General features: G+C 61.6%; 15 protein-coding genes. 9 read left to right on the top strand and 6 right to left on the bottom strand.

Translation table 11 applies throughout. The annotated features are described in order from the left end of the window. Positions 1–314: 314 nt before the first annotated feature. Positions 315–5,102, top strand: coding sequence for a hypothetical protein (locus PspCFBP13528_RS17550; protein WP_241669104.1), 4,788 nt, complete (start codon positions 315–317; stop codon positions 5,100–5,102). A 55-nt stretch (positions 5,103–5,157) separates the two neighbouring features. Here PspCFBP13528_RS17550 and PspCFBP13528_RS17555 read toward each other — a convergent pair whose 3' ends face one another. Genes PspCFBP13528_RS17555 through PspCFBP13528_RS17575 form a run of 5 tightly spaced genes read right to left on the bottom strand, consistent with a single transcriptional unit; the run spans position 5,158 to position 9,574 of the window. Further along, positions 5,158–5,928 carry an ABC transporter permease gene (locus PspCFBP13528_RS17555; protein ID WP_137200955.1) on the bottom strand — a complete coding sequence of 257 codons (771 nt, stop codon included), beginning with the start codon at positions 5,926–5,928 and terminating at the stop codon, positions 5,158–5,160. Then, positions 5,925–7,124 (bottom strand): ABC transporter substrate-binding protein, encoded by a 1,200-nt coding sequence (locus PspCFBP13528_RS17560; RefSeq protein ID WP_137200957.1) that lies wholly within the window; start codon positions 7,122–7,124, stop codon positions 5,925–5,927. The genes PspCFBP13528_RS17555 and PspCFBP13528_RS17560 overlap by 4 nt, the downstream gene beginning before the upstream one ends. Beyond that, entirely contained in the window at positions 7,111–7,914 is an 804-nt protein-coding gene (locus PspCFBP13528_RS17565) for an ABC transporter ATP-binding protein (RefSeq protein WP_137200959.1), read from the bottom strand. The genes PspCFBP13528_RS17560 and PspCFBP13528_RS17565 overlap by 14 nt, the downstream gene beginning before the upstream one ends. Beyond that, positions 7,911–8,972 carry an acyl-CoA dehydrogenase family protein gene (locus PspCFBP13528_RS17570; protein ID WP_101221287.1) on the bottom strand — a complete coding sequence of 354 codons (1,062 nt, stop codon included), beginning with the start codon at positions 8,970–8,972 and terminating at the stop codon, positions 7,911–7,913. Before PspCFBP13528_RS17570 ends, PspCFBP13528_RS17565 begins: the two co-directional genes overlap by 4 nt. A 41-nt stretch (positions 8,973–9,013) precedes the next feature. Further along, the gene (locus tag PspCFBP13528_RS17575; RefSeq protein ID WP_137200961.1) at positions 9,014–9,574 is read right to left on the bottom strand and encodes a carboxymuconolactone decarboxylase family protein; all 561 of its coding nucleotides are present in this window, start codon (positions 9,572–9,574) and stop codon (positions 9,014–9,016) included. A 102-nt stretch (positions 9,575–9,676) separates the two neighbouring features. Here PspCFBP13528_RS17575 and PspCFBP13528_RS17580 point away from each other — a divergent pair, with 102 nt between their 5' ends. After that, positions 9,677–10,579: an AraC family transcriptional regulator gene (locus PspCFBP13528_RS17580; protein ID WP_137200963.1), complete on the top strand. Its 903-nt coding sequence runs from the start codon at positions 9,677–9,679 to the stop codon at positions 10,577–10,579. Here PspCFBP13528_RS17580 and PspCFBP13528_RS17585 read toward each other — a convergent pair. Then, complete coding sequence (locus PspCFBP13528_RS17585; protein ID WP_137200965.1) at positions 10,576–11,487, bottom strand: LysR family transcriptional regulator; 912 nt, start codon at positions 11,485–11,487, stop codon at positions 10,576–10,578. The two genes, PspCFBP13528_RS17580 and PspCFBP13528_RS17585, sit on opposite strands and share 4 nt — an antisense overlap. Positions 11,488–11,601: 114 nt before the next feature. On the opposite strand from PspCFBP13528_RS17585, the gene PspCFBP13528_RS17590 reads away from it, so the two are divergent. The 7 genes from PspCFBP13528_RS17590 to glgA all read left to right on the top strand — a co-directional run bounded on the left by PspCFBP13528_RS17590 (position 11,602) and on the right by glgA (position 20,404). Next, complete coding sequence (locus PspCFBP13528_RS17590) at positions 11,602–12,597, top strand: aldo/keto reductase (protein ID WP_137200967.1); 996 nt, start codon at positions 11,602–11,604, stop codon at positions 12,595–12,597. 132 nt (positions 12,598–12,729) lie between these two features. Then, positions 12,730–14,724: a methyl-accepting chemotaxis protein gene (locus PspCFBP13528_RS17595; protein WP_065952621.1), complete on the top strand. Its 1,995-nt coding sequence runs from the start codon at positions 12,730–12,732 to the stop codon at positions 14,722–14,724. A gap of 89 nt (positions 14,725–14,813) precedes the next feature. Next, positions 14,814–15,284 carry an SRPBCC family protein gene (locus tag PspCFBP13528_RS17600; RefSeq protein WP_101221293.1) on the top strand — a complete coding sequence of 157 codons (471 nt, stop codon included), beginning with the start codon at positions 14,814–14,816 and terminating at the stop codon, positions 15,282–15,284. An 88-nt stretch (positions 15,285–15,372) separates the two neighbouring features. Next, the gene (locus PspCFBP13528_RS17605; RefSeq protein ID WP_065952619.1) at positions 15,373–15,816 is read left to right on the top strand and encodes a YqaA family protein; all 444 of its coding nucleotides are present in this window, start codon (positions 15,373–15,375) and stop codon (positions 15,814–15,816) included. 46 nt (positions 15,817–15,862) lie between these two features. After that, positions 15,863–16,864, top strand: a complete 1,002-nt coding sequence (locus PspCFBP13528_RS17610; protein ID WP_137200969.1) for an alpha/beta hydrolase — start codon at positions 15,863–15,865, stop codon at positions 16,862–16,864. Positions 16,865–16,882: 18 nt separating this feature from the next. Beyond that, positions 16,883–17,836 carry a D-2-hydroxyacid dehydrogenase family protein gene (locus PspCFBP13528_RS17615; RefSeq protein ID WP_137200970.1) on the top strand — a complete coding sequence of 318 codons (954 nt, stop codon included), beginning with the start codon at positions 16,883–16,885 and terminating at the stop codon, positions 17,834–17,836. Positions 17,837–18,847: 1,011 nt separating this feature from the next. Next, a complete protein-coding gene (gene glgA, locus PspCFBP13528_RS17630) occupies positions 18,848–20,404 on the top strand; it encodes a glycogen synthase GlgA (protein WP_065952616.1) in 1,557 nt (518 codons plus the stop codon). The last annotated feature ends 1 nt before the right edge of the window (position 20,405 follow it).

The following is a 20,405-nucleotide window of genomic DNA, read 5'->3' on the forward strand; positions in this document are numbered from 1 at the left end:
GTTACAGGCGATGAAAAATTTTGGCTTGTGCTACGCCTGACTGGTTTGAACCGATACCCAGGACACCGGCGGATACACCATATTCGCCCCGCCTTTACGGAACGTACCGACGCTATAGACCCAACTATACGAAGCCCAACAAGGAAGAATCATTCCTCAAACATCATAGGGAAACTTGGGCCAACGTCACTTGGACTACTCAATTGATTTCAGGCCTCGCCAACCTCCGTATACGCCGGGACGTTTCCTCCCTGGAAAACACCCCGCCACCTCAACTTACGCCACAGCCTGTACCTGCATCGACGCTTCCCTCCGTGCAAGGGATCGCACCGGTCAGCGCGATACGCACAGACCTGCTCAGTGGCCTGCAGATAACCGATCAACGCCTGTTGCTCAATCAATACCAGACACTCAATCAGACTATCCAGGCGCTGCTGCTGCGCCAGCCAACGCTCAGCAGCGTTATCGAGCAACAACTGGCCCGCAGCTTCGGCGCCACCCCACCTGTGGACGCTTCATCACTGTATGTGCATCGCTATCACACCGACGAGCAGGGACAGCGCACGCTGGTCTCGACGCAAAGCATCACCGAAGCCTTGTTCGATGCGCTACGAAAGCACAACAGCTCGGTTGAACCGCTGTCGCCGATACGCCCAGGCACCACGCAAGTCGGCTTTTACAGCACGGCAGAGCCCAGCGAAAGTGACCAGCAGTTAAGCGCCGGCAGCTCGCTGCTGGCGATGGCCCAGGCCATCGAAAACGAACTGCCTGCAAGTTTTACACGGTTCTGGACGCAGCCGCGCCCGAGCGAGGTCAACCCCGAGTCGCCCCAGGATCAATTGCTCAATACTCATCGTGAGATGTTGTCCACACTGGCGGCCTTGAAAGTCGAAGACGGCACACTGAGCCCAGTCGCCAAGACCCTGATCGACAAGGCCTTTGAGTACCCGACGCTGGCGGCTCGAGAAAGCGCCATGCGCGATGGCGAGCGGCCGGGGGTTTATCCGCTCAAGCTCAATCTGCCAATACCCACCGGCACGCTGCTGGCCGGCGCGTTCATGATTACCAGCCGCGACGGCTCATCAGCGACACGTGCCTACGACAAACCGGAAACGGACAGGACCTTGACGCTCGCCGAACAACAAGGTCTGACGGTGCTGTACACCCCGCGCGACGGGTATGAAACGTTCGACAGCCCGGCCAAGGCGTTTGAAAAGCTCGGCCAGCGTCTGCGCTCCGATCCGGAGGCGGCAGAGCAGTTGAAACAGACACTGCCATTGACGCTCCAGCACAGCCTCGGCAGCGACTGGAGCAAAGACCTGAGCCAACAGCTCACGCCAGTCGCGACCGACGTCATTGCCACCGGCGTGCCGCAACTGCTGCAGCTTCATCAGAACAGGCTGACTAACCAGTTGCAGGCGCTGTATGAACCCGAAAACAGCGTGCAATATGATGATCCATGGCGAGCGCGGCAAGTGACGACCGACCTGCAGCAAGCCGCTGACCTGCGCCTGCATTTCGACGGGACCAATGCTCTATGGGCGCGTACGCAATCGCTGCAGGATCGCTTGAGCAACGTGGACGGTCGCCAGGCACTGAGTCAGCAATTGGCGAATCACAAAAACTGGCAGTACCTGGCGCAGCAACTGAACCTGGCCTATCACTGCCTGTCCGAGCAAGCCCCCGCGCGGGACTTATCTGCCGCCCTGAAAAAGGCGCCGATGAACATAGCGCCGGACTCGGCCCAGTATCAGGCCTACATCCTGGAGCCCGGAAAACCGGCCTCAGTGGAAGCCTTCATCATCGAGAACGGCTTGCCACTGCCCAAGACCAGAAGCGAGTTGCAGTCCCTGGCAGAGACGGCAGCGTTAAAGGCACGTCAACATCCCTACGGCAATTTCGGTGGCGGTTTGTCCTGGCCGATCCCACTGAATATCAGCCAGCAACAGACGCTGCGAACGGCTGCAATCGCGCATGCCAACAGCGGCATGCAATCATCGCAGGAGGGGCCGGAACGCAACGTACTGGCCTATCTCAACAGCAACCAGCTCCTCTCCTCCGACACCTTGGAGGATCCAGTCAAGACGCTGGAAAGCCTCGTCAGTTCCGCTGCAGGCCAGGCGCTGGGCCTGGCCATGCAGACCAAACTGAACGGCATCTCTACCGACGCCAGCATCAATGACTACACATTGGCTGCGCTGCAGCTGACGCTGGATCCGCAATCCATTACGTCGCCCCACCGCAACCGGGTAGCCGGGTTCGACCTGGCCAAAGAAAGCCATTGGGGGCAACCTCTCTCGACGGTCACCAAAGGCCTGCGTCAGCACTTGATTGACGAGGGACGGGCATCACCCGCGCTGGCAACGGCAGCCGCCCATCTGCTATTGATGCGCACCGCCCCGCAATATCTGGTCAGGGATATCCCCGATAATGTGCGCCAGGGCACTCAAGCCTGGCGGGACCTTTGCCTGGCAGTTGCCGCCATTGGATGTACCGCGGCCAACATGACGTTCGCCGAGGTGATGGTCAAGGCCTGCGCACTGCCGCCCGCCCCGGCTTGGGCACAAACAGCGGCGTTGGTGGACTGGGGCGTCAGCAACAATATTCTTGCAGCAAAGAGCGATGCGCTGTACAGCCAGGAAGACCTTGATCGGGTGCAGGCAGCCTTCAGCAACCAGCGGGAAAAACTCAAGGAAGGCAGTGCTTTAATGGACACGGTCATGCCGGATCGTGCTGCAATGGCAGCGGATCTGCTCATCGCCGAGTTCGGCGTGGACGTTGACTTCGATAAGAAAATATTTTCAAGACTCTCCGACACCTTACCCCGAAAGCCAGGCAAACCTTACTCCATGCGCGACATCGTGATGGAGCAGATCGTCATGGATGATCGCTGGAATATCGCAAAAGGCACCCACGGCGTCGGCCTGGCTACCTTCGTCGCCTTCACCCAGCGACCACAATTCAATATTAAAACTGCCTTCGACACGGCGTTTTCCGACGCGATCGCCAAGTTCAAAAAAGTCAAACACCTGAGCGTGATCAACGCCCTCAATAATCTGCCACCTGAAGACAAGAAGAATCTCAGCTTCGGAAAAATTACCTATTACCTGGAGAAAAGTTACAAGACCAGCACAGTGCCCTTCGTGGGGCCGAAACTGTTCCACACCAGTCCCCGGATACTGGTCACCGCAGAAAACAACGGAAAGACTTCCAACTATGCGTTCGATACGCAAAAAGGCGTTATCCGTAACCTTGGCGACAGGGAAATACCCCGCGCGCCAGAGTACTTCTCGAACGAAATAACCAAAGAGGAAGAGTTTTTTCCTGATGTCAGCCGAGAAAAAACCGTTGAAGGCATGAAAACGTTCGTCCAATACCTGGGCGGCGGCTCACTGCTGAAGGGATTGGACATAGACAGCGCCAAGCGCGACCCCCTCGATAGCGAGCGGTCCGGCACAAATTCGGCACCGTACATGTTCATCAATCCCCGTACCCACGAACTCGCCGACTCGATCGTCAAGGCACTGGACCTGGACAACCCATCCATCCGTAAAGCCGCTGCAGGCGTCACGCCCTCGGAGCAAGCCAACGAATGGTTGGCCACCTTGCGTGACGGGTTTCTCGATCTGATTCCCCTGCGTTCGGCCATTGTGAACTTCAATAAGGGCGAATACAGCGACGCCATCAACGACCTTGCCTTTGATGCCTTTGGCTTCGTCACTGCCGGGGCAGGGGCCGCCGCCAAAGCGGCGAAAGTGCTGAGAACGACGGCATCGGTTGCGAACAAGGCGTCCAAGGTCACGAAAATCATGGTTGTGCCCATGGCCAAGGAGTTCAACCCGTTCAATGGCGCGGACGAGATAATAATCGGAGCAGGTAAAGTTGCCTTCGAGGCCGCTGGCGCGGTGAACAGCGGGCTGCGCAGTCTCAAGGGTACGGTGGCGCTCGACGAACTCAAAACCGCCAGCAAACGCTTTGACGCAGCCGCGACGGGCAGATTGAACGTGGATAACCGTGCCGTGAACGTCAATGCGATGAAGCACGACGGCCAGTGGTACGCATTTGACGCGAGCACCCAACGCCCCTACGGTTCGCCCTTGGTGGCGTTCAATCCGGCCCATACGCTGATGCCGCCGTCACCCGATCTCAACGCCTCGAGGACGCGTCTCAACGCGCACAAAGCAGAACGGGGTCATCCCTACAGGAGGCCTGACCCGTCTTCGCTTGCAGCACACCGAGTGCCTGACTTGGCGGAACACATTGTGCCTAAGACCGATCATCTGCCGCCGCTGGACATACCGTATGTCGAGTACATCCAAGGCGCGCCCATCGAAGCCCATTTCACGCCGAGCCGCAGGCAAGCTACAAAGGATCGCTTCGAACTGGAGATGAATAGAAGCCTGGCGGCGCCTGAACTACCGCGCCCTGCACTTCCCGAAATGAAACCCTATGAACCAATCGCCAACCTGGTTGAAAAAACCCTGGACAGTGCGGATATCGTGGCCTTCGGCGAGAATCACCTTAGCCTGGCTTCATTTCGTGTCCTCACCGACCTGATCCCCGTGTTCAAGCGTAAAAACGTCAAGGTGTTCGGGGTGGAAGGTATGGTCTATGACAAAGAAAAGCGGCTCAAGAACGATGGGATGGCCACCACAGGCCCCAATCATCGGCCCTACGATCCCGATTTCAATTTGCAGACACTGATCGACACATTCAAGGCCAACGGCATTGAAGTGGTGCCTCTCGATCACTTCTATCTGACCCGCCATCGACACCTGCGCAGTGCCCATACCGGCCTGAGCCGGGCCGACCGGAATATACGACGGCTCAAGGAAATGAACTACTACGCCGCCCGTGAGCTGCTGAGCCATAAGCGTAAGGGCAAGGTGGTTGCCCTGGTGGGTCGTCAGCACATCAACACTACCCAGGGTGTACGTGGCCTGGCCGAAGCGACCGGCGGCGTTGGCATTGGTATCTATGAGAGAGCCGGCATCAGGGTAGGCTACGGCACGAAATCCACAGACCTGCGACCGGGCCCGAATGGTGAGCTCAAAACCCATGACGACATCACGGGAGACCTGCAGATTTTCACGGCCGAGTGACCAGGCAACCCGTCGAGCCGCTGCTTGCACAGCACGCAGGCAGCGGCTCGAACCATCAGTCAGCATGCACCCAGCGCTGGTGCAACCACCGCGCCAATGCATCCAGCGCGAACCCCAGCAGCCCGATCAGCAACACCATCGCCATCAATTCCGAATACGCCAGCCGGTCACGCGTATCGAGGATGTAATACCCCAGCCCCGCACTGACCCCAAGCATTTCGCACGGCACCAGCACAATCCACAGAATACCGATGGCCAGGCGCACACCCGTCAACACATGCCCCACCACCCCAGGAATGATCACCCGCCGCAACGTCTCCCAACGCGTGGCGCTCAGGCTCTTGCTCAACTGCAGCCAACGCGGGTCGAGATGACGCACGCCGGCAGCCGTGTTGAGCATGATCGGCCACACCGCGGCGAACGCCAGCAGGAAGTAAATCGGCTGGTCGCCTACCCCCATCAGCATCACTACGATGGGCATCCAGGACAGCGGCGAGATCATGCGCAAAAACTGGAAGGCCGGGGTGGTCGCAGCCTCCAGGTTGCGCGAGCTGCCGACCAGCAGCCCCAGCGGCACCCCCACCAGCAAGGCCAAAAACAACCCGATAAAAATACGCTTGAGACTCACCGCAATATGCAGGTACAGCTCGCTGCGCCCCAACAGTTCCCACAGGCTGCTGAACGTGGCCGCCAGGGAAAAACGCGAAGACAATCCATCCGCATCGCCCAATACCTTGACGCCCAGCCACCAGAGCACCAATAACCCTGCCAAGCCGCCCAACCCGAGCAACCAGCCCGGCCACGCTACGGTTTTGCCGCTGTTCAAACGCCAATCTCCTCGTTGCGCTCATAACCATCGGGCAAGCCGAAGGTCTTCATGCCGCCGACCGCCTCGATGGCGTTGCGCACGAAACGGTCATCGACCAGGTCCCTGGCGACGAAGGCCGGGTCCAGCTCAGCAAGGAATTTTTTGTCGCCTTCGATCAAGGTGTCTTTCAGACGGCGTACCAATTCCTCGGTGTAGCTGGGGAATGGGTAAGGCTGGAAGTCGATGCGGTGCTCGTCCCAGCTGGCGTGGCGGATCGCGCCGTCGGCCAGGTACCCGGCGCGATCGGCGGCGGCAGGCGCCAACACCTTGCTCAACACCGGTTCGGCATGCGGCGTGTAGCGGTTCGGGCCGTCCTTGGACAACAGCTTCACCGCTTCTTCGCGATGGTCGCGGGTCCAGACCTGGGCCTTGACGATGGCGTTCACCACTTTCTGCGACCACGCCGGGCGCTGGGTCAGGTCATGCTCGTGCATGAACACCACGCAGCACGCATGGTTGCGCCATACATCGCCGGTGAAACGCTGCACCCGGCCGACCTTGAGGTTCTCCGCCAGTGCGTTGAACGGCTCGGCGACGATATAACCGTCGATGCGCTTGCTGGCCAACGCCGGCGGCATGTCCGAAGGCGGCAGCACGATCAGGTTGACTTCATTGGCGGCAATCGCACCGCCCGCCGCACGAGATACCGGGGTCAGCCCGTTGTCGCGGAACAACTGCTGCACCACCACGTTATGAATCGAATACCAGAACGGAATCGCCACCGACTTGCCGCCCAGTTGCTTCACGTCGGTGATGCCCGGCGCCACGGTCAGGCCCGAACCGCCCACGTGGTTCCACGCCACCACTTTGGCCGGCACCTTGCTGCCATAGCGCGCCCATACGGTCATGGGCGACAACAGGTGAATCACATTGACCTGGCCCGAGATAAACGCTTCGATCACCTGGGCCCAACTGCGCAGCAACACCGGACGTTCGGCCTTGATACCCTCGGCTTCGAACAGCCCGTTATTGTGCGCGACCAACAGCGGCGTGGCGTCGGTGATAGGCAGGTAGCCGATGCGTACCGGCGCGTCGGGCTCACTGGCGGCGCGCGCCTGCAGGCTGCTCAGCAGCGGCAAGGCGCCGGCGGCGCTGAGCACCGCAGACAGTTTGAGAAAATCACGGCGCGAGTGGGTCAGGTCATCCAGACACATGGCTAGGCTCCAGCAGTTCAAGGGGGTTGGGTTGAGGGCGGCTCGCCTGCCGCAGGGTTTTAAGAATGTCGATGCGCAGCGCGCCGATGGCTTCGACCTGTTCCTCACGCGGTTGCGGCAGATCGATTCGCCATTCGCCCAGCGTGCGTGCCGGGCGGTTACCCAGCAGCAGGATACGGTCGGACAACAGCAACGCCTCATCGATGTCGTGGGTGATCAGCACCGCCGCCGAGCCCTGTTCGCGATTGACCTTGAGCAACAGGTGCTGCATGTCCGCACGGGTCACTTCATCCAGGGCGCCGAAGGGCTCGTCCAGCAGCAGCACCTGTGGCTGGCGTGCCAGGCAGCGGGCCAATGCAGTGCGCTGGGCCATGCCGCCGGACAACTGCGCGGGGAACTGGTGACGGGCGTGTTCCAGGCCGACCGCGGCAATCGCGTGGTCGACACGCCGGCGGCGTTCTTCGCTGCTCAAATGCGGTTGACGGGCGAAATCCAGACCGAAGGCGACGTTCTTTTCCAGGTTCAGCCAGGGCAGCAGGCTGGGGTCCTGAAACGCCACCGCCACCCGTGGATGCGGGCCGTTCAACGGCTCACCCAGCACGTGCACGCTGCCGCCCTGGGGCGCCTGTAAACCGGCCAGCACCCGTAACAGGCTGGACTTGCCCACGCCGCTGGGACCGAGGATCGACACCACTTCGCCGGGCTGCAACTGCAGGTCGAAGCCCTGCAACACCGGGCCACTGGCATACCCCAGGCGCACCCCCCGGGCCGTCATTACCGCCGGGCTCATGGATTGGCCTGGCGTTGCAGTTCGGTGCGCAGCTGCACCAGGCTGGGCGTGACGATCGGCACAAACGCCGATTCGCGCCAGCGCCGGGCAAAGCCACTGCCATGGGCGGTGAGGTAGGCCTTGCCGCCGCTGGCCTGCAGCTCCAGCTGCACAGCGCCGGCGGCAGTTTCCGCCAGGGCAATGCGCAGCTTGAACAACGGCACCGGTTCGGCGGCGAAGCGCCCGGCCAACAGGCCGTTCTTGAGTTCAGTGACCAGGTGATCGAGGGTCACCCGCAGCGCTTCGAGCTCTTCACGTAACACGGTGCGCGAAGCGCCCAAGTGATGGGCCACCTCCGCCAGGGAACGCCGCGCCAACCCGATCGACAGGCCGCATTGCAAGCCCAGGAACGCCGGGCGCACGGCGGGCAGGAACTGACGCGCGTCCTCGTGCAGCAGCCAGTCGCGGCTCAGCTCCACGCCTTCCAGGCCGAGGGCAGCGGTATTGCTCGACTGTAACCCGAGCAATTCCAGGTCGCGGGAGCGCTGCAAGCCGGCCACTGAATCCGGGATCGCCAGGATAAACGGCGCGCCGCCACCGGCGTGTTCGATGGCTGCGGCGGCGACAAAGCCGTTCCTGCGCAGGTTGGTCACCCAATGCAGGCGTCCGTTGAGGGTCCAGCCGTGGTCGGTGGGCTCGGCGCTGATCTGCAGCGTCTCGATGCCGGACAGAAACTTCATCGCATTCGAAAGCCCGGTGGCACCGGCCAGCTTGCCGCTGATCAAGTCCGGCAGCAGTTGCTCGCGCAGCCGCGCATTGGGGCTTTGCAGCAGGTATTCGATAAAGGAGCGCTGGCCCCAGCAGACGAACGCCGCCGCCAGGGAATGACTGGCAATATTGGCGATGGCCTCCACCGCCCCCGCCACGTCGCCGCCCAGGCCACCGAGGGCTTTAGGCACGCCGACTCGCAACACATTGGCCTCTGCCAGCCGCGGCAGCACTTCCTGTGGATCGCAACTGCCCACGTCCAGGGCCTGCGCTTGAACATCGAGCCAACGGCTCAAGATCGGGTCAAGCATGGGTGTTTCTCCTTGATGACAACAGGTGGATCAGCGCCGATTCAGCTGGCCGGTTTTTCCCAACGGTATTGCGCCAGCTCCGGGTTCAACGGCGTACGCGCGAACACGTTGGCGAAATTGCACAGCGTCGCCAGGCTGACCCCCAGGATCACTTCCAGCGCCTGCCCGTCGGTGTAGCCGGCGGCGCGGAACGCGTCATAGCCGGCATCGCTGACATCGCCACGGGTGGCAATCACTTCACGGGTGAACGCAGCAAGTGTCTCATAGCGGGCATCGGGCAGTTCACCGCGCTGGCGCAGCGCCTCGATCACTTGCTCGGGCAACTTGGCTTTGTTACGCGCCACTGCGGTGTGCCCGGCAACGCAAAAATCGCAACCGTGGCTGGTTGCAGCGATCAATTGCACCACTTCACGCTCCGCCAGGCTCAGGGCTGACTTGGCGTTCAGAGCGGACACGGTAACGTAGGTTTCCAGTGCCGCCGGCGCATTGGCCAATACGGCGAGCAGGTTAGGAATAAACCCCGAGCCTTTCAGCGCATTCTCCAGGAAGGGCTTGGCGGCCTCCGGTGCGGTTTCAGGGGTAAGCAGTGGTACACGGGACATGGAGTGGTCTCCTGATGGGTGAATGACTCCAGTCTGTTGGTTATAAAAAAACCCCTCAATAGGCTAAAGTAGCGATTACTTGCTCCAGAGTCTTTTCGTTAGATGAATTCGTCCAGTGCACTTGTCGATTGGTTATTAGACAGCCTCGAACTCAACACCAGCCTGTTTCACGTCGGTCGCTATTGCGGCGACTGGCACGCGAGCACCCATGGCCTGGCCCGGGCGAGTTTTCATCTGATTGTGCAAGGCGAATGCTGGCTGCATATCGACGGCCAGCCGACTGAATACCTGAACAATGGTGATGCCGTGTTCCTGCTGCGCGACCTCGAATACCGGCTGTCCGGCGCCGACAGCGCAGCCGGCGCGCAGGAATGCCCGCGCCGGCCGATGCTGCCCCTGGACAGCCGTGCCACCGATGGGGTGGGTCTGGTCTGTGGCTTCTTTCACTTTCAATCCGGACTCTCGGCGATGATCGTCGACAGCCTGCCCGCCTGGATCATCCTGCGCGCCGGCGACCCGTCGTTGACCGCCGCGCGCAACCTGTTCGCACTGATCCTGCAGGAATGCGAACGCCTGCCGGCGCCCTCCCAGGCCTTGCTCGAACGCCTGTGCCATCTGCTGTTTCTGTATGTGCTGCGTCAACAGGTGCTCGATAACACTGAATTGGGCGGCCTGGCGGCACTCGCTCGGCAACCGGCATTCGCCGATTTGTTGGAACAACTGATCGCACGCCCGGCAGAGAACTGGACACTGCAAAGCATGGCCGCCTGCACCGGACTGTCACGCTCGGCGTTTTTCAAACGCTTCCATGAGCTGTGCGGACAGTCACCGGGCCAGGTGCTGTTGATGATGCGCATGCGCCACGCGTGCCAGTTGTTCCAGACGGACCAGACCGTGGCGCAGGTATCGCTGGCGGTGGGTTATCAGTCGGTGGCGGCGTTTACCCGGGCGTTTCATAAAGTCACCGGTCAGCAACCGGGGGCCTACCGCCGGGCGCAGAGCTAGCGCTGCAACCCGGTGCCCGGCTGCGCGCACAGCGCCACCAGCCAGTCGACAAACACCCTCACCCGTCGGGACAGCTGTCGGTGCGGCGGGTACAGCGCCGTCAATGCCATTGTCGGCACCGCCACCTGCGGCAACACCTCCACCAGCGAGCCCTCGGCCAGTTGCTTCATCGCATGATAATGCGGCGCCTGGATCAGCCCGTAGCCCGCTTCACAGGCGGCGAAATAGCCATCGGAACTGTTTACCGCAACCACCTTCGCCAGGTTGACCGTGCGCAGTTCGGCGCCGAGCTGGAATTCCAGGCCAAAGCGCTTGCCACTGGCGCTGGAGACATATTCGATCATCTGGTGCTTCGCCAACTCGTCCAGGCTGGCGGGCACGCCCATGCGTTGCAGATACGCGGGACTGGCCAGCGTCAGTTGGTCCATCATCGCCAGCGGACGCGCCACCAGCGATTCGTCCAGCGCCAGGCCACCGCGCAGCACGCAATCGACCCCTTCGCGAATCAAATCCACCGGACGATCATTGAGCCCGATATCCAGCTCGATCTGCGGATAGAGCGCGGTGAAGGTCGGCAACCCCGGAATCACGATCAGACGGCCAATGCCCGACGGCATATCAATGCTCAGCGTGCCTCGCGGGTTCTGTCGGCGGGCGGAAAACACCGCCTCGGTTTCCTCAAGGTCCGCCAGCAACTGCACGCACCGCTGGTAGTACGCCGCGCCGTCCAGGGTCGGGCTGACCTGGCGCGTGGTGCGTTGCAGCAGTTGCACGCCAAGGTGCGCCTCCAGTTGCTTGATCAGGATCGTCACCGAGGCGCGCGGCAGTTGCAGGCTGTCCGCCGCCCTGGCGAAACCGCCCAACTCCACAATCCGGGTGAATACGCGCATGGCATTGAAACGGTCCACGATGAGTTCCTGGCGATTGTTTAGATTTTCCAAACAGTGATAGTGCTTTTAGCCTGTTTATCCAGGTTTTGTCGAGCGTGACAATGGGTATCTTCACCCACAGGAGCTTAACCCATGCGCACTCGTCAACTCGGCACCAACGGCCCCCACGTCTCCGCCATCGGCCTCGGCTGCATGGGTATGAGCGATTTCTACGCACCGCGCACCGATAACTCGGAGGCGATCGCCACCCTGCACCGCGCGCTGGAGTTGGGCGTCAACTTCCTCGATACCGCCGACATGTACGGCCCCCACACCAATGAACAGCTGATCGGCAAGGCTATCGCCGGCAAGCGCGATCAGGTGTTCCTGGCCAGCAAGTTCGGCATCCTGCGCGACCCGGCGAACCCGGCGCTGCGTGGCGTGAACGGGCGCCCCGACTACGTGCGCGCGTCCATCGACGGCACGCTGCAACGCCTGGGCATTGACACCCTGGACCTGTATTACCAGCACCGCATCGATCCCGAGGTGGCCATCGAAGAAACCGTCGGCGCCATGGCCGAGCTGGTGCAACAGGGCAAGGTGCGTTACCTGGGCCTGAGCGAAGCGTGCGCCGCCACACTGGAACGGGCGCATAAGGTCCATCCCATCAGTGCCCTGCAAAGTGAATACTCGCTGTGGAGTCGCGATCAGGAAGACAACGGCTGCCTCGCCGCCTGCCAGCGCCTGGGCGTCGCATTCGTACCTTACAGTCCGCTGGGCCGGGGTTTTCTGACCGGTGCATTGAAGCGCCCGGAGGATTTCGGCGCCGAGGACTACCGCCGCTTCAACCCGCGTTTCCAGGGCGAGAATTTCGCGAAGAACCTGCAACTGGTCACGCAGGTGCAAGCGCTGGCGGCGGATAAAGGCGTGACGGCCGGCCAACTGGCGCTGGCCTGGGTATTGGCCCAAGGCGACTACATCGTGCCGATACCCGGCACCAAGCAACGTAAATACCTGGAAGAGAATGTGGCCGCCGTGTCGATCAGCCTGACCGCGACCGAACTGGCGGCGCTGGCGGCGATCTTTACGGCTGATGCAACGGCCGGCTTGCGCTACCCCGAGGAAGTGATGGCAATGCTGGAAATCTGACCTTGCGGCGCCGTCCGACGGCGCCTGCACTTTCTTGCACCCGCGCACCTAAAGCTCCCCCGATCCAGGCCGATAGCCCTACGAAGCTCTAATAAAGCCGCGTCGACAATAACGCTTCGTAAGGACGACCCCATGCCCCCACTGCGCTCCATCCAAGCCCGCTATACCCTGTTCCTGGTGCTGTTCGTCCTGGTGTTATTGGTGTTGACCGTCGTGGGTATCGGCCAGTTGGTCGCGCCCAAGCTGCAATACACCGAAGAACAGGTGGTACTCAACCGCATCGCCGAGGTGGCCGAACAGATCCAGGGCGAACTGAACAAGGTTCAGGCCCAGCAACGCACCATCACCCAAACGATTCCTTTGCTCGACAGCGACGCCATCGACAAGGTCCTGCCCGGCCTTGTTGACCAGTATGGCGAGCTGAAAGTGTTCGGCGGCGGTATCTGGCCGCTGCCCAACCAGCGCACGCCCGGGCGTAACAAGCACAGCACGTTCTGGCACCGTGATGCCTCGGGCAAGCTGGCGGTCAACACCTTCTGGAACAGCGACGCCGCGCCCAACTATTATGACCAGAGCTGGTACAAGGGCGGCCTGGCCTCACCCCGTGGCCAATGCGCCTGGGCCGCGGCCTACAAGGACGATGCCAGCCAGGAGCCGCGCACCAACTGCGCCATGGCGATCCAGCGTGACGGCGCCGCCTATGGCGTGGCAACCATCGACGTAACCCTGGGCTTCTTCAACGACCTGGTGGCCAGCAAGGAAAAAGACATTGACGGGCAAATGCTGATCGTCGAAGGCGACGGCAAGATCATCAGCAACAGCTCGCGCATCAGCAGCCCGGTCGTACTGAAGAATATCAGTGAGCTGACCGGCACGTCGGCGTTCGCCGCCCAGGTCAGCAAAGCCCTCGCCCATCGCGACCAGGCCCTGCAACGCGCCGAGTTCGACAACCAGGGCGTGGCCAGCACCTTTTACATGCGCCCGATCGAAGGCACACCGTGGTTCCTGGCGACCGCCCTGCCCACCTCGTTGATCACCGCCCAGCGCAATGATGTGCTCGGCACTCTGGCACTGCTGCAAATCCCGATGGTGATCCTGCTGGTGCTGCTGGCGGCGTACGCCATTCGCCAACTGGTACAGCGCATGAAAGCGCTCAAGGGCAATATCGACGCACTGTCCGCCGGCGACGCCGACCTCACGCGGCGCATCACCATCCGCGCCGAAGACGAACTCGGCGCCATCGGCCACTCGGTGAACCGCTTTATCGTTTATCTGCAAAACATGATCGGCGAAGTGACCCAGGCCACCGGCGCCATGGCCTCGGGCCTTGAGCAGTTGCAGCACACTTCGGCGCACACCAACCAGATCCTGTTGCGCCACGCGTCGGAGACGGATCAGACGGTGACCGCCATCACCGAAATGAGCTCCACCGCCGACACCGTCGCGCAAAATGCCGCAGAAACGGCGGCTTTCACCCAGCGTGCCAACGAGCATGCCGACCGTTCACGGGTGGTGGTAGGCGAAGCGTCCACCAGCGTCAGTGCCCTGATCGGTGAAGTGGCCAGCGCGACCCACACCGTCGAAAACATGCGCCAGGATGCCGCGCGCATCACCGAAACCCTCGGCGTGATCGGTGCCATCGCCGGCCAGACCAACCTGCTGGCGCTCAACGCCGCGATCGAAGCGGCGCGGGCCGGCGAGCAAGGCCGCGGGTTTGCCGTAGTGGCCGACGAGGTACGCGCACTGGCCGCACGCACCCAGTCCAGCACCTCGCAGATCAACGAGATGCTGGCGCGCTTGACCACCGGCGTCAGCTCGTCGGTAGCGGCCATGGAAAACACCCAGGCCAGTTGCCAGTCGGCGGCGGATGCCACGGCGCGGGTGAACACCGGGCTCGACGAGATGGCCGGCTCAGTCAGCCACATCAACAACCTCAGCACCCAGATCGCAACGGCCGCCGAGCAACAGAGCGCAGTGACCGAAGAGATCAACCGCAGCATGGTGCAGATCCGACAAATGGTTGAAGAGTTGGTAGAAAGCGGTCATGCCACCGAAACCAATACCCAAAGCCTGCTGGAAGCCAATGGCCGGGTGATTGCCTTGATGGGACGCTTCAAAGTGCGTTGATCCAGGCCGGAATACTCCCGTGCACAGCGCGGGAGTCGAACTATCCTGACAACTCCTGGTTTAAGACTCCCCACACAGGAAGGTGTGTCATGCATGCGACCGAGCAGCCAGTGCGCCTGAAGCGGATCAGTCAGGAACGCTTCATCCTGGCGGCAGTCGAGACCGTCTATGACTACGTGACCCAGCCCGACCGCTGGCACGAATGGCACCCCTCCTCCCTCAGCGCCGACACCGGCACCTGCGGTTCGCTGCCGGCCGGCGCGCGTTTTACCGAAATCATCGACCTGCTGGGCATCCGCCTTGCGCTGAGCTACCGCGTGCAAGTCGCCCGGTGCCCCAACGAGTTCAAGACCGTGTTCACCTCGCTGGCGGTCGATGGCTGCATTGAGTATGTGCTGCACGCGCATCAGGGCGGCACGCTGTTCAAGCGCGTATTGACCTATGAGACCGAGCTGCAACTGGCGACCTTGCATGAACGCATGATCGCACTCTCGGGCGTTGCGCTGGACCGCCTCAAGCATCGCCTGGAAAATTCAGCCATAGACCGCTCTATCGCTTAACTGACCCGATTCAGGGAAAATGCCGGGCCCCTTGTCGCGCCTTCACTGAGACCCCCATGAAATTCTCTTTGCAACGAGCCCCAGCCCGATGTTGATGGCGTACCTTGGGCTGTTCGTCGCCGCCTTTGGCGCGGCGACGTTGCTGCCCCTGCAGTCGGAGGCCGTGCTCGTCGGGCTGCTGCTCAGCGGGCATTACAACCTCTGGCTGCTGTTGGGCATCGCCACGCTGGGCAATGTGCTGGGTTCGCTGGTCAACTGGCTGCTGGGGCGTTCGGTGGAGCGCTTCAAGGCGCGGCGCTGGTTTCCGGTCAGCGCACGGCAACTGGACAAGGCGCGCAGCCACTACGCGCGCTGGGGGCATTGGACGCTGCTGCTCAGTTGGGTGCCGATCATTGGCGACCCGCTGACCCTGGTGGCCGGTGTCATGCGCGAACCGCTCTGGCGGTTCCTGCTGCTGGTCACCCTGGCCAAGGCGCTGCGCTACGGCGTGCTTGCCGCAATCACCCTGCACTGGGTGTTAATCCCCCGTTAATCTTCCCCAAACAGCATCCGGAACATCTTTCCCGGAGCTTATGACCATGCCTTCCATCCGTGACCTGTGCATCGCCGGCCTGCTCACGGCCAGCGCCGCGCCGGCGTTTGCCGCCACCTACGGCCCTGAACTCCAGGGTTTCCAGTACCCCTATCCGGTTGAACGCTTCAACTTCGAGTCCCAGGGTGAAAGCCTGCAAATGGGCTATATGGATGTCCCGGCCAACGGTAAAGCCAACGGGCGCAGCGTGGTGCTGATGCACGGCAAGAACTTCTGCGGCGCCACCTGGGAGGCATCGATCAAAGCCCTGAGCGACGCCGGTTACCGCGTGATCGCGCCGGACCAGATCGGCTTTTGCACCTCCAGCAAGCCCGAGCATTACCAGTACAGCTTCCAGCAACTGGCGCTCAACACTCACCAGTTGCTGGAAAAGCTCGGCATTCAAAAAGCCACGCTGCTCGGTCACTCCACCGGCGGCATGCTGGCCACGCGCTATGCCTTGATGTACCCGGCACAGACCGAACAACTCGCCCTGGTCAATCCCATCGGCCTGGAAGACTGGAAGGCCCTGGGCGTACCCCACCAGAGCGTTGACCAGTGGTATCAACGCGAGCTGAAACTGAGCGCCGACGGCGTACGCAAATACGAGCGCGACACGTATTACGGGGGGCGCTGGAAGCCCGAATACGAGCGCTGGGTGGACATGCTCGCCGGCCTGAACCAGGGCCCGGGGAATACCCGAGTGGCCTGGAACTCGGCGTTGATTTACGACATGATCTTCACCCAGCCGGTGTACTACGAGTTCAAGAACGTGCAAGTGCCCACCCTGCTGCTGATCGGCACCAGCGACACCACCGCCATCGGCAAGGACCTGGCGCCGCCGGCGGTGAAGGCGCGGATCGGCGATTATCAAGTGTTGGGCAAGCAGGTGACCAAGCTGATTCCCCATGCCACCCTGGTGGAGTTTCCCGGCCTGGGCCATGCGCCGCAGATGGAAGAACCGGCGCAGTTTCATACCGCGCTGTTGCAGGGTTTGAACGCCCTTTAATCCTTTGGGGACGCGTGCATGTCGCTACAGATCGCCGTGATTGATGATTGGCAGCAAGTGGCCAGTGGCGTGGTGGATTGGTCGGTACTCGATCCCCTGGGCCAGGTGCACTTTGTCCACGACTACCCCGCCGACACCGTCACGATGGTCGAACGCTTGCAGAGGTTCGACGTGATTTGCGTCATGCGCGAACGTTCGCCTTTCGACCAGGCCCTGCTGCAAGGCCTGCCCAGGCTCAAGTTGCTGGTGACCGGTGGCATGCGCAACGCCGCCATCGACCTGTCCGCCGCCCAGGCGTTGGGGATCCAGGTGTGCGGTACCGACAGCTATAAGCAGGCTGCGCCGGAGCTGACCTGGGCCCTGATCATGGCCTCGACGCGCAACCTGCTGGCCGAAGCCAACGCCCTGCGCGCCGGCGGGTGGCAGGTCGGCCTGGGCGGCGACCTGCATGGCAAGACGCTGGGCATCCTGGGGCTGGGCAGCATCGGGCAGAAAGTCGCACAATTCGCCCAGGTATTCGGCATGCGCGTGATTGCCTGGAGCGAAAACCTCACCCCGCAACGGGCCGCCGAGTCGGGGGTGACTTGGGTCAGCAAGCGCGAGCTGTTCGAGCAGGCTGACATTCTCACCATTCACCTGGTCCTCAGCGAACGCAGCCGCGGGCTGGTCGACGCGCAGGCACTGGGCTGGATGAAACCCGGCGCGCACCTGGTGAACACGGCGCGTGGACCGATTGTGGATGAACAGGCACTGGTGGATGCGCTGAGCAACGGGCGTCTGGCCGGCGCGGCGCTGGACGTCTATAGCCAGGAGCCACTTCCCCTTGAGCATCCCTTCCGCTCTCTGCCCAACGTACTGGCCACGCCCCATGTCGGTTACGTCAGCGAGCAAAACTACCGGCAGTTCTACCAGCAGATGATCGAAGATATTCAAGCCTGGGCGAACGGCGCGCCCATTCGGGTGCTCGGGTGACGCACCAATAAAGTGCATGTATTGAATGACAATGCCCAAGTGCACAATGTTGGCATACGCTGTTGATTTGTGTGGGAGGGGGCTTGCTCCCGATAGCCATAAGTATCTACACAATTTTGGTGCGACACCGCACCTGTGGCGAGGGGCTAACGCGTATCTACCTGACGCTCCGAGGTCCAAATGTGGGAGGGGGCTTGCCCCCGATGGCGGCCTCTGGGCCGACCAGGATGTTGGATTGGAACGAATACATATCCGTTTCTGCGGTAACGGCTGCTATGGGTTCCGCTTTTACAGCGGGTCACTTTTGGAAAAGAGCCCCAAAAGTAACCAAAAAGGCTCTTGCCCCACCACTCGGCACCTCGCCTAGGCTCGGTGTGCCCGAACGCAGGCTTGAATCCGTGGGCCGCCGCCACGCGCCATCCATGGCGCGGGGCGGCTAACCCGGCGTCCTGCCGGGTTACCCACGAATTCAAGCCTGCGTTCGGCCAGCGTGGTTTAACGGGGCGCCTGAGATCAAGATCAAAAGCAGATCGAGATCAAGAGCGACTCGCTTCGCATCGTGGTTACGGTTGGGCGCTACAGAGTTGTGTAGATACCTATGCCCCGATGGAAGTGTGCCAGTCAATACTCTTCGCTATCGGGGGCAAGCCCCCTCCCACATTTGGATCCGGGCGTCCGCCGGCATAAGGTTAAACGTTTTTTGTCCTACAAAAATGCCTTTAAACCCGACAGGCTCCGGGATCTGGCCTAGACTCAGGACCGATGGGTCCCTTCCAAAACAAAAACCCCGCAAAAAAACTAAACTTTTCAACTCGGCCCCTGGTCAAGTTTTAAGGCAAGGCGAGCACTCCGCGATTCACGCTACATGCCCGTCCATCCAATCTTTTTAGTTATCCGAGCAACTGGCATACGCCTTGCCAGATTGTCGTGCGCTTGTGCGCTTGGCCGCAGGAAGCGGTCATCGAGCTAATGGCAGCGGGCCACTAGCTAACCAACACGTTGGAGAGAATTATGATCAGTGCCGCAGCAAGTATTCAGGGAGAGCGTGTTAGTCAGCCAGTTGGCGGGTCGACCCCTTTGGTCGTCGACCTCAACACGGTGCGGCCGGTGTCCAGTCATAACCCCAACCGAAAGAAGGTGCTGTTTGTCACGTCCGAGTTTGCCGACCTGGTGAAAACCGGCGGCCTGGGCGATGTGTCGGCGGCCCTGCCCCGCGCCATGGCTCACTTGCACGATGTGCGTGTGCTGATTCCCGGTTACCCGCAAGTGATGGAAAGCGACAACCCGATTCACATCATTGGCGAACTGGGTGGCCACGCTGCGCTGCCGCCGTGCAAGATCGGGCGCATGGACCTCAAGGACGGCCTGGTCATCTATGTGCTGATCTGTCCCGAGCTGTACGAGCGCGAAGGTACACCCTACGGCGCCAACAATGGCCGCGACTGGCCGGACAATCACATCCGCTTCGCCCGTCTGGGCCTGGCCGCCGCCGACATGGCCGCCAACCTGGCACAGATCCACTGGTGCCCGGACCTGGTGCACGCCCACGACTGGCCCGCTGGTCTGGCCCCGGCGTATATGCACTGGCGTGGTTCACGCACCCCGACCCTGTTCACTATTCATAACCTCGCCTACCAAGGCGTGGTAAGCCTGGGTTGCACCCCGGAACTGGGCATTCCGCCCCATGCGCTGCAACAGGAAGGCATGGAGTTCTACGGCAAGATGTCGTTTCTCAAGGCCGGCATGGCTTATTCCAGCCATATCACCACGGTCAGCGCCACCTACGCCCAGGAAATCACCACGCCGGAATTCGGCTGCGGCCTGGACGGCTTCCTCGCCAGCAAGACCCAGCAGGGCCTGCTCAGCGGCATTCCCAACGGGATCGACGAAAGCTGGGAAACCTCCACCGACACCCACCTGACCCACAACTTCAATATCGGTGACTGGGAAGGCAAGGCCATCAACGCCGCCCACGTGCGCGAACTGTTCGGCCTGCACGATTCCACCGGCCCTTTGTTTGCCGTGGTTTCGCGACTGGTCTACCAGAAAGGCCTGGACCTGACCGAGGCAGTCGCCAGCTTCATTGTCGAAAACGGTGGCCAGATCGCGATCATCGGGCGCGGCGAGCCGGAAGAGGAACACGCCATGCGTGAACTGGCGCTGCGCTTCCCGGGCCAGGTCGGCGTGCGCATCGGCTTCAACGAAACCGACGCCCGCCGCATGTTCGCCGGCAGCGACTTCCTGTTGATGCCTTCGCGTTATGAGCCCTGCGGCCTGAGCCAGATGTATGCGCAGCGTTTCGGCTCGTTGCCGGTGGCGCGCAATACCGGTGGCCTGGCCGACACCATTGAAGACGGCGTAACCGGTTTTCTGTTCAACGAATCCACCGTCGACAGCTACAAGGCCGCGCTGGAGCGCGCGTTCAAAGTGTTCTCCTTCCCCGGCCTGCTCAACGCCATGCGCAGCCGCGCCATGACCCAACCGTTCAACTGGTCGCAGGCGGTGGAACCCTACGCCGAGCTGTACGAACAACTGGTGGTTAAAGCACTGGGGAAATCGACTAAATAAT

The sequence above is a fragment of the Pseudomonas sp. CFBP13528 genome, from assembly GCF_005233615.1.
GTDB lineage: Bacteria > Pseudomonadota > Gammaproteobacteria > Pseudomonadales > Pseudomonadaceae > Aquipseudomonas > Aquipseudomonas fluorescens_AM.

Coding starts and splice junctions, on each gene's coding strand:
- PspCFBP13528_RS17560 (WP_137200957.1), bottom strand. CDS start 7,124: ATGTGTCTGGATGACCTGACCCACTCGCGCCGTGATTTTCTCAAACTG.
- PspCFBP13528_RS17565 (WP_137200959.1), bottom strand. CDS start 7,914: ATGAGCCCGGCGGTAATGACGGCCCGGGGGGTGCGCCTGGGGTATGCC.
- PspCFBP13528_RS17570 (WP_101221287.1), bottom strand. CDS start 8,972: ATGCTTGACCCGATCTTGAGCCGTTGGCTCGATGTTCAAGCGCAGGCC.
- PspCFBP13528_RS17575 (WP_137200961.1), bottom strand. CDS start 9,574: ATGTCCCGTGTACCACTGCTTACCCCTGAAACCGCACCGGAGGCCGCC.
- PspCFBP13528_RS17580 (WP_137200963.1), top strand. CDS start 9,677: ATGAATTCGTCCAGTGCACTTGTCGATTGGTTATTAGACAGCCTCGAA.
- PspCFBP13528_RS17590 (WP_137200967.1), top strand. CDS start 11,602: ATGCGCACTCGTCAACTCGGCACCAACGGCCCCCACGTCTCCGCCATC.
- PspCFBP13528_RS17595 (WP_065952621.1), top strand. CDS start 12,730: ATGCCCCCACTGCGCTCCATCCAAGCCCGCTATACCCTGTTCCTGGTG.
- PspCFBP13528_RS17600 (WP_101221293.1), top strand. CDS start 14,814: ATGCATGCGACCGAGCAGCCAGTGCGCCTGAAGCGGATCAGTCAGGAA.
- PspCFBP13528_RS17605 (WP_065952619.1), top strand. CDS start 15,373: ATGTTGATGGCGTACCTTGGGCTGTTCGTCGCCGCCTTTGGCGCGGCG.
- PspCFBP13528_RS17610 (WP_137200969.1), top strand. CDS start 15,863: ATGCCTTCCATCCGTGACCTGTGCATCGCCGGCCTGCTCACGGCCAGC.
- PspCFBP13528_RS17615 (WP_137200970.1), top strand. CDS start 16,883: ATGTCGCTACAGATCGCCGTGATTGATGATTGGCAGCAAGTGGCCAGT.
- glgA (WP_065952616.1), top strand. CDS start 18,848: ATGATCAGTGCCGCAGCAAGTATTCAGGGAGAGCGTGTTAGTCAGCCA.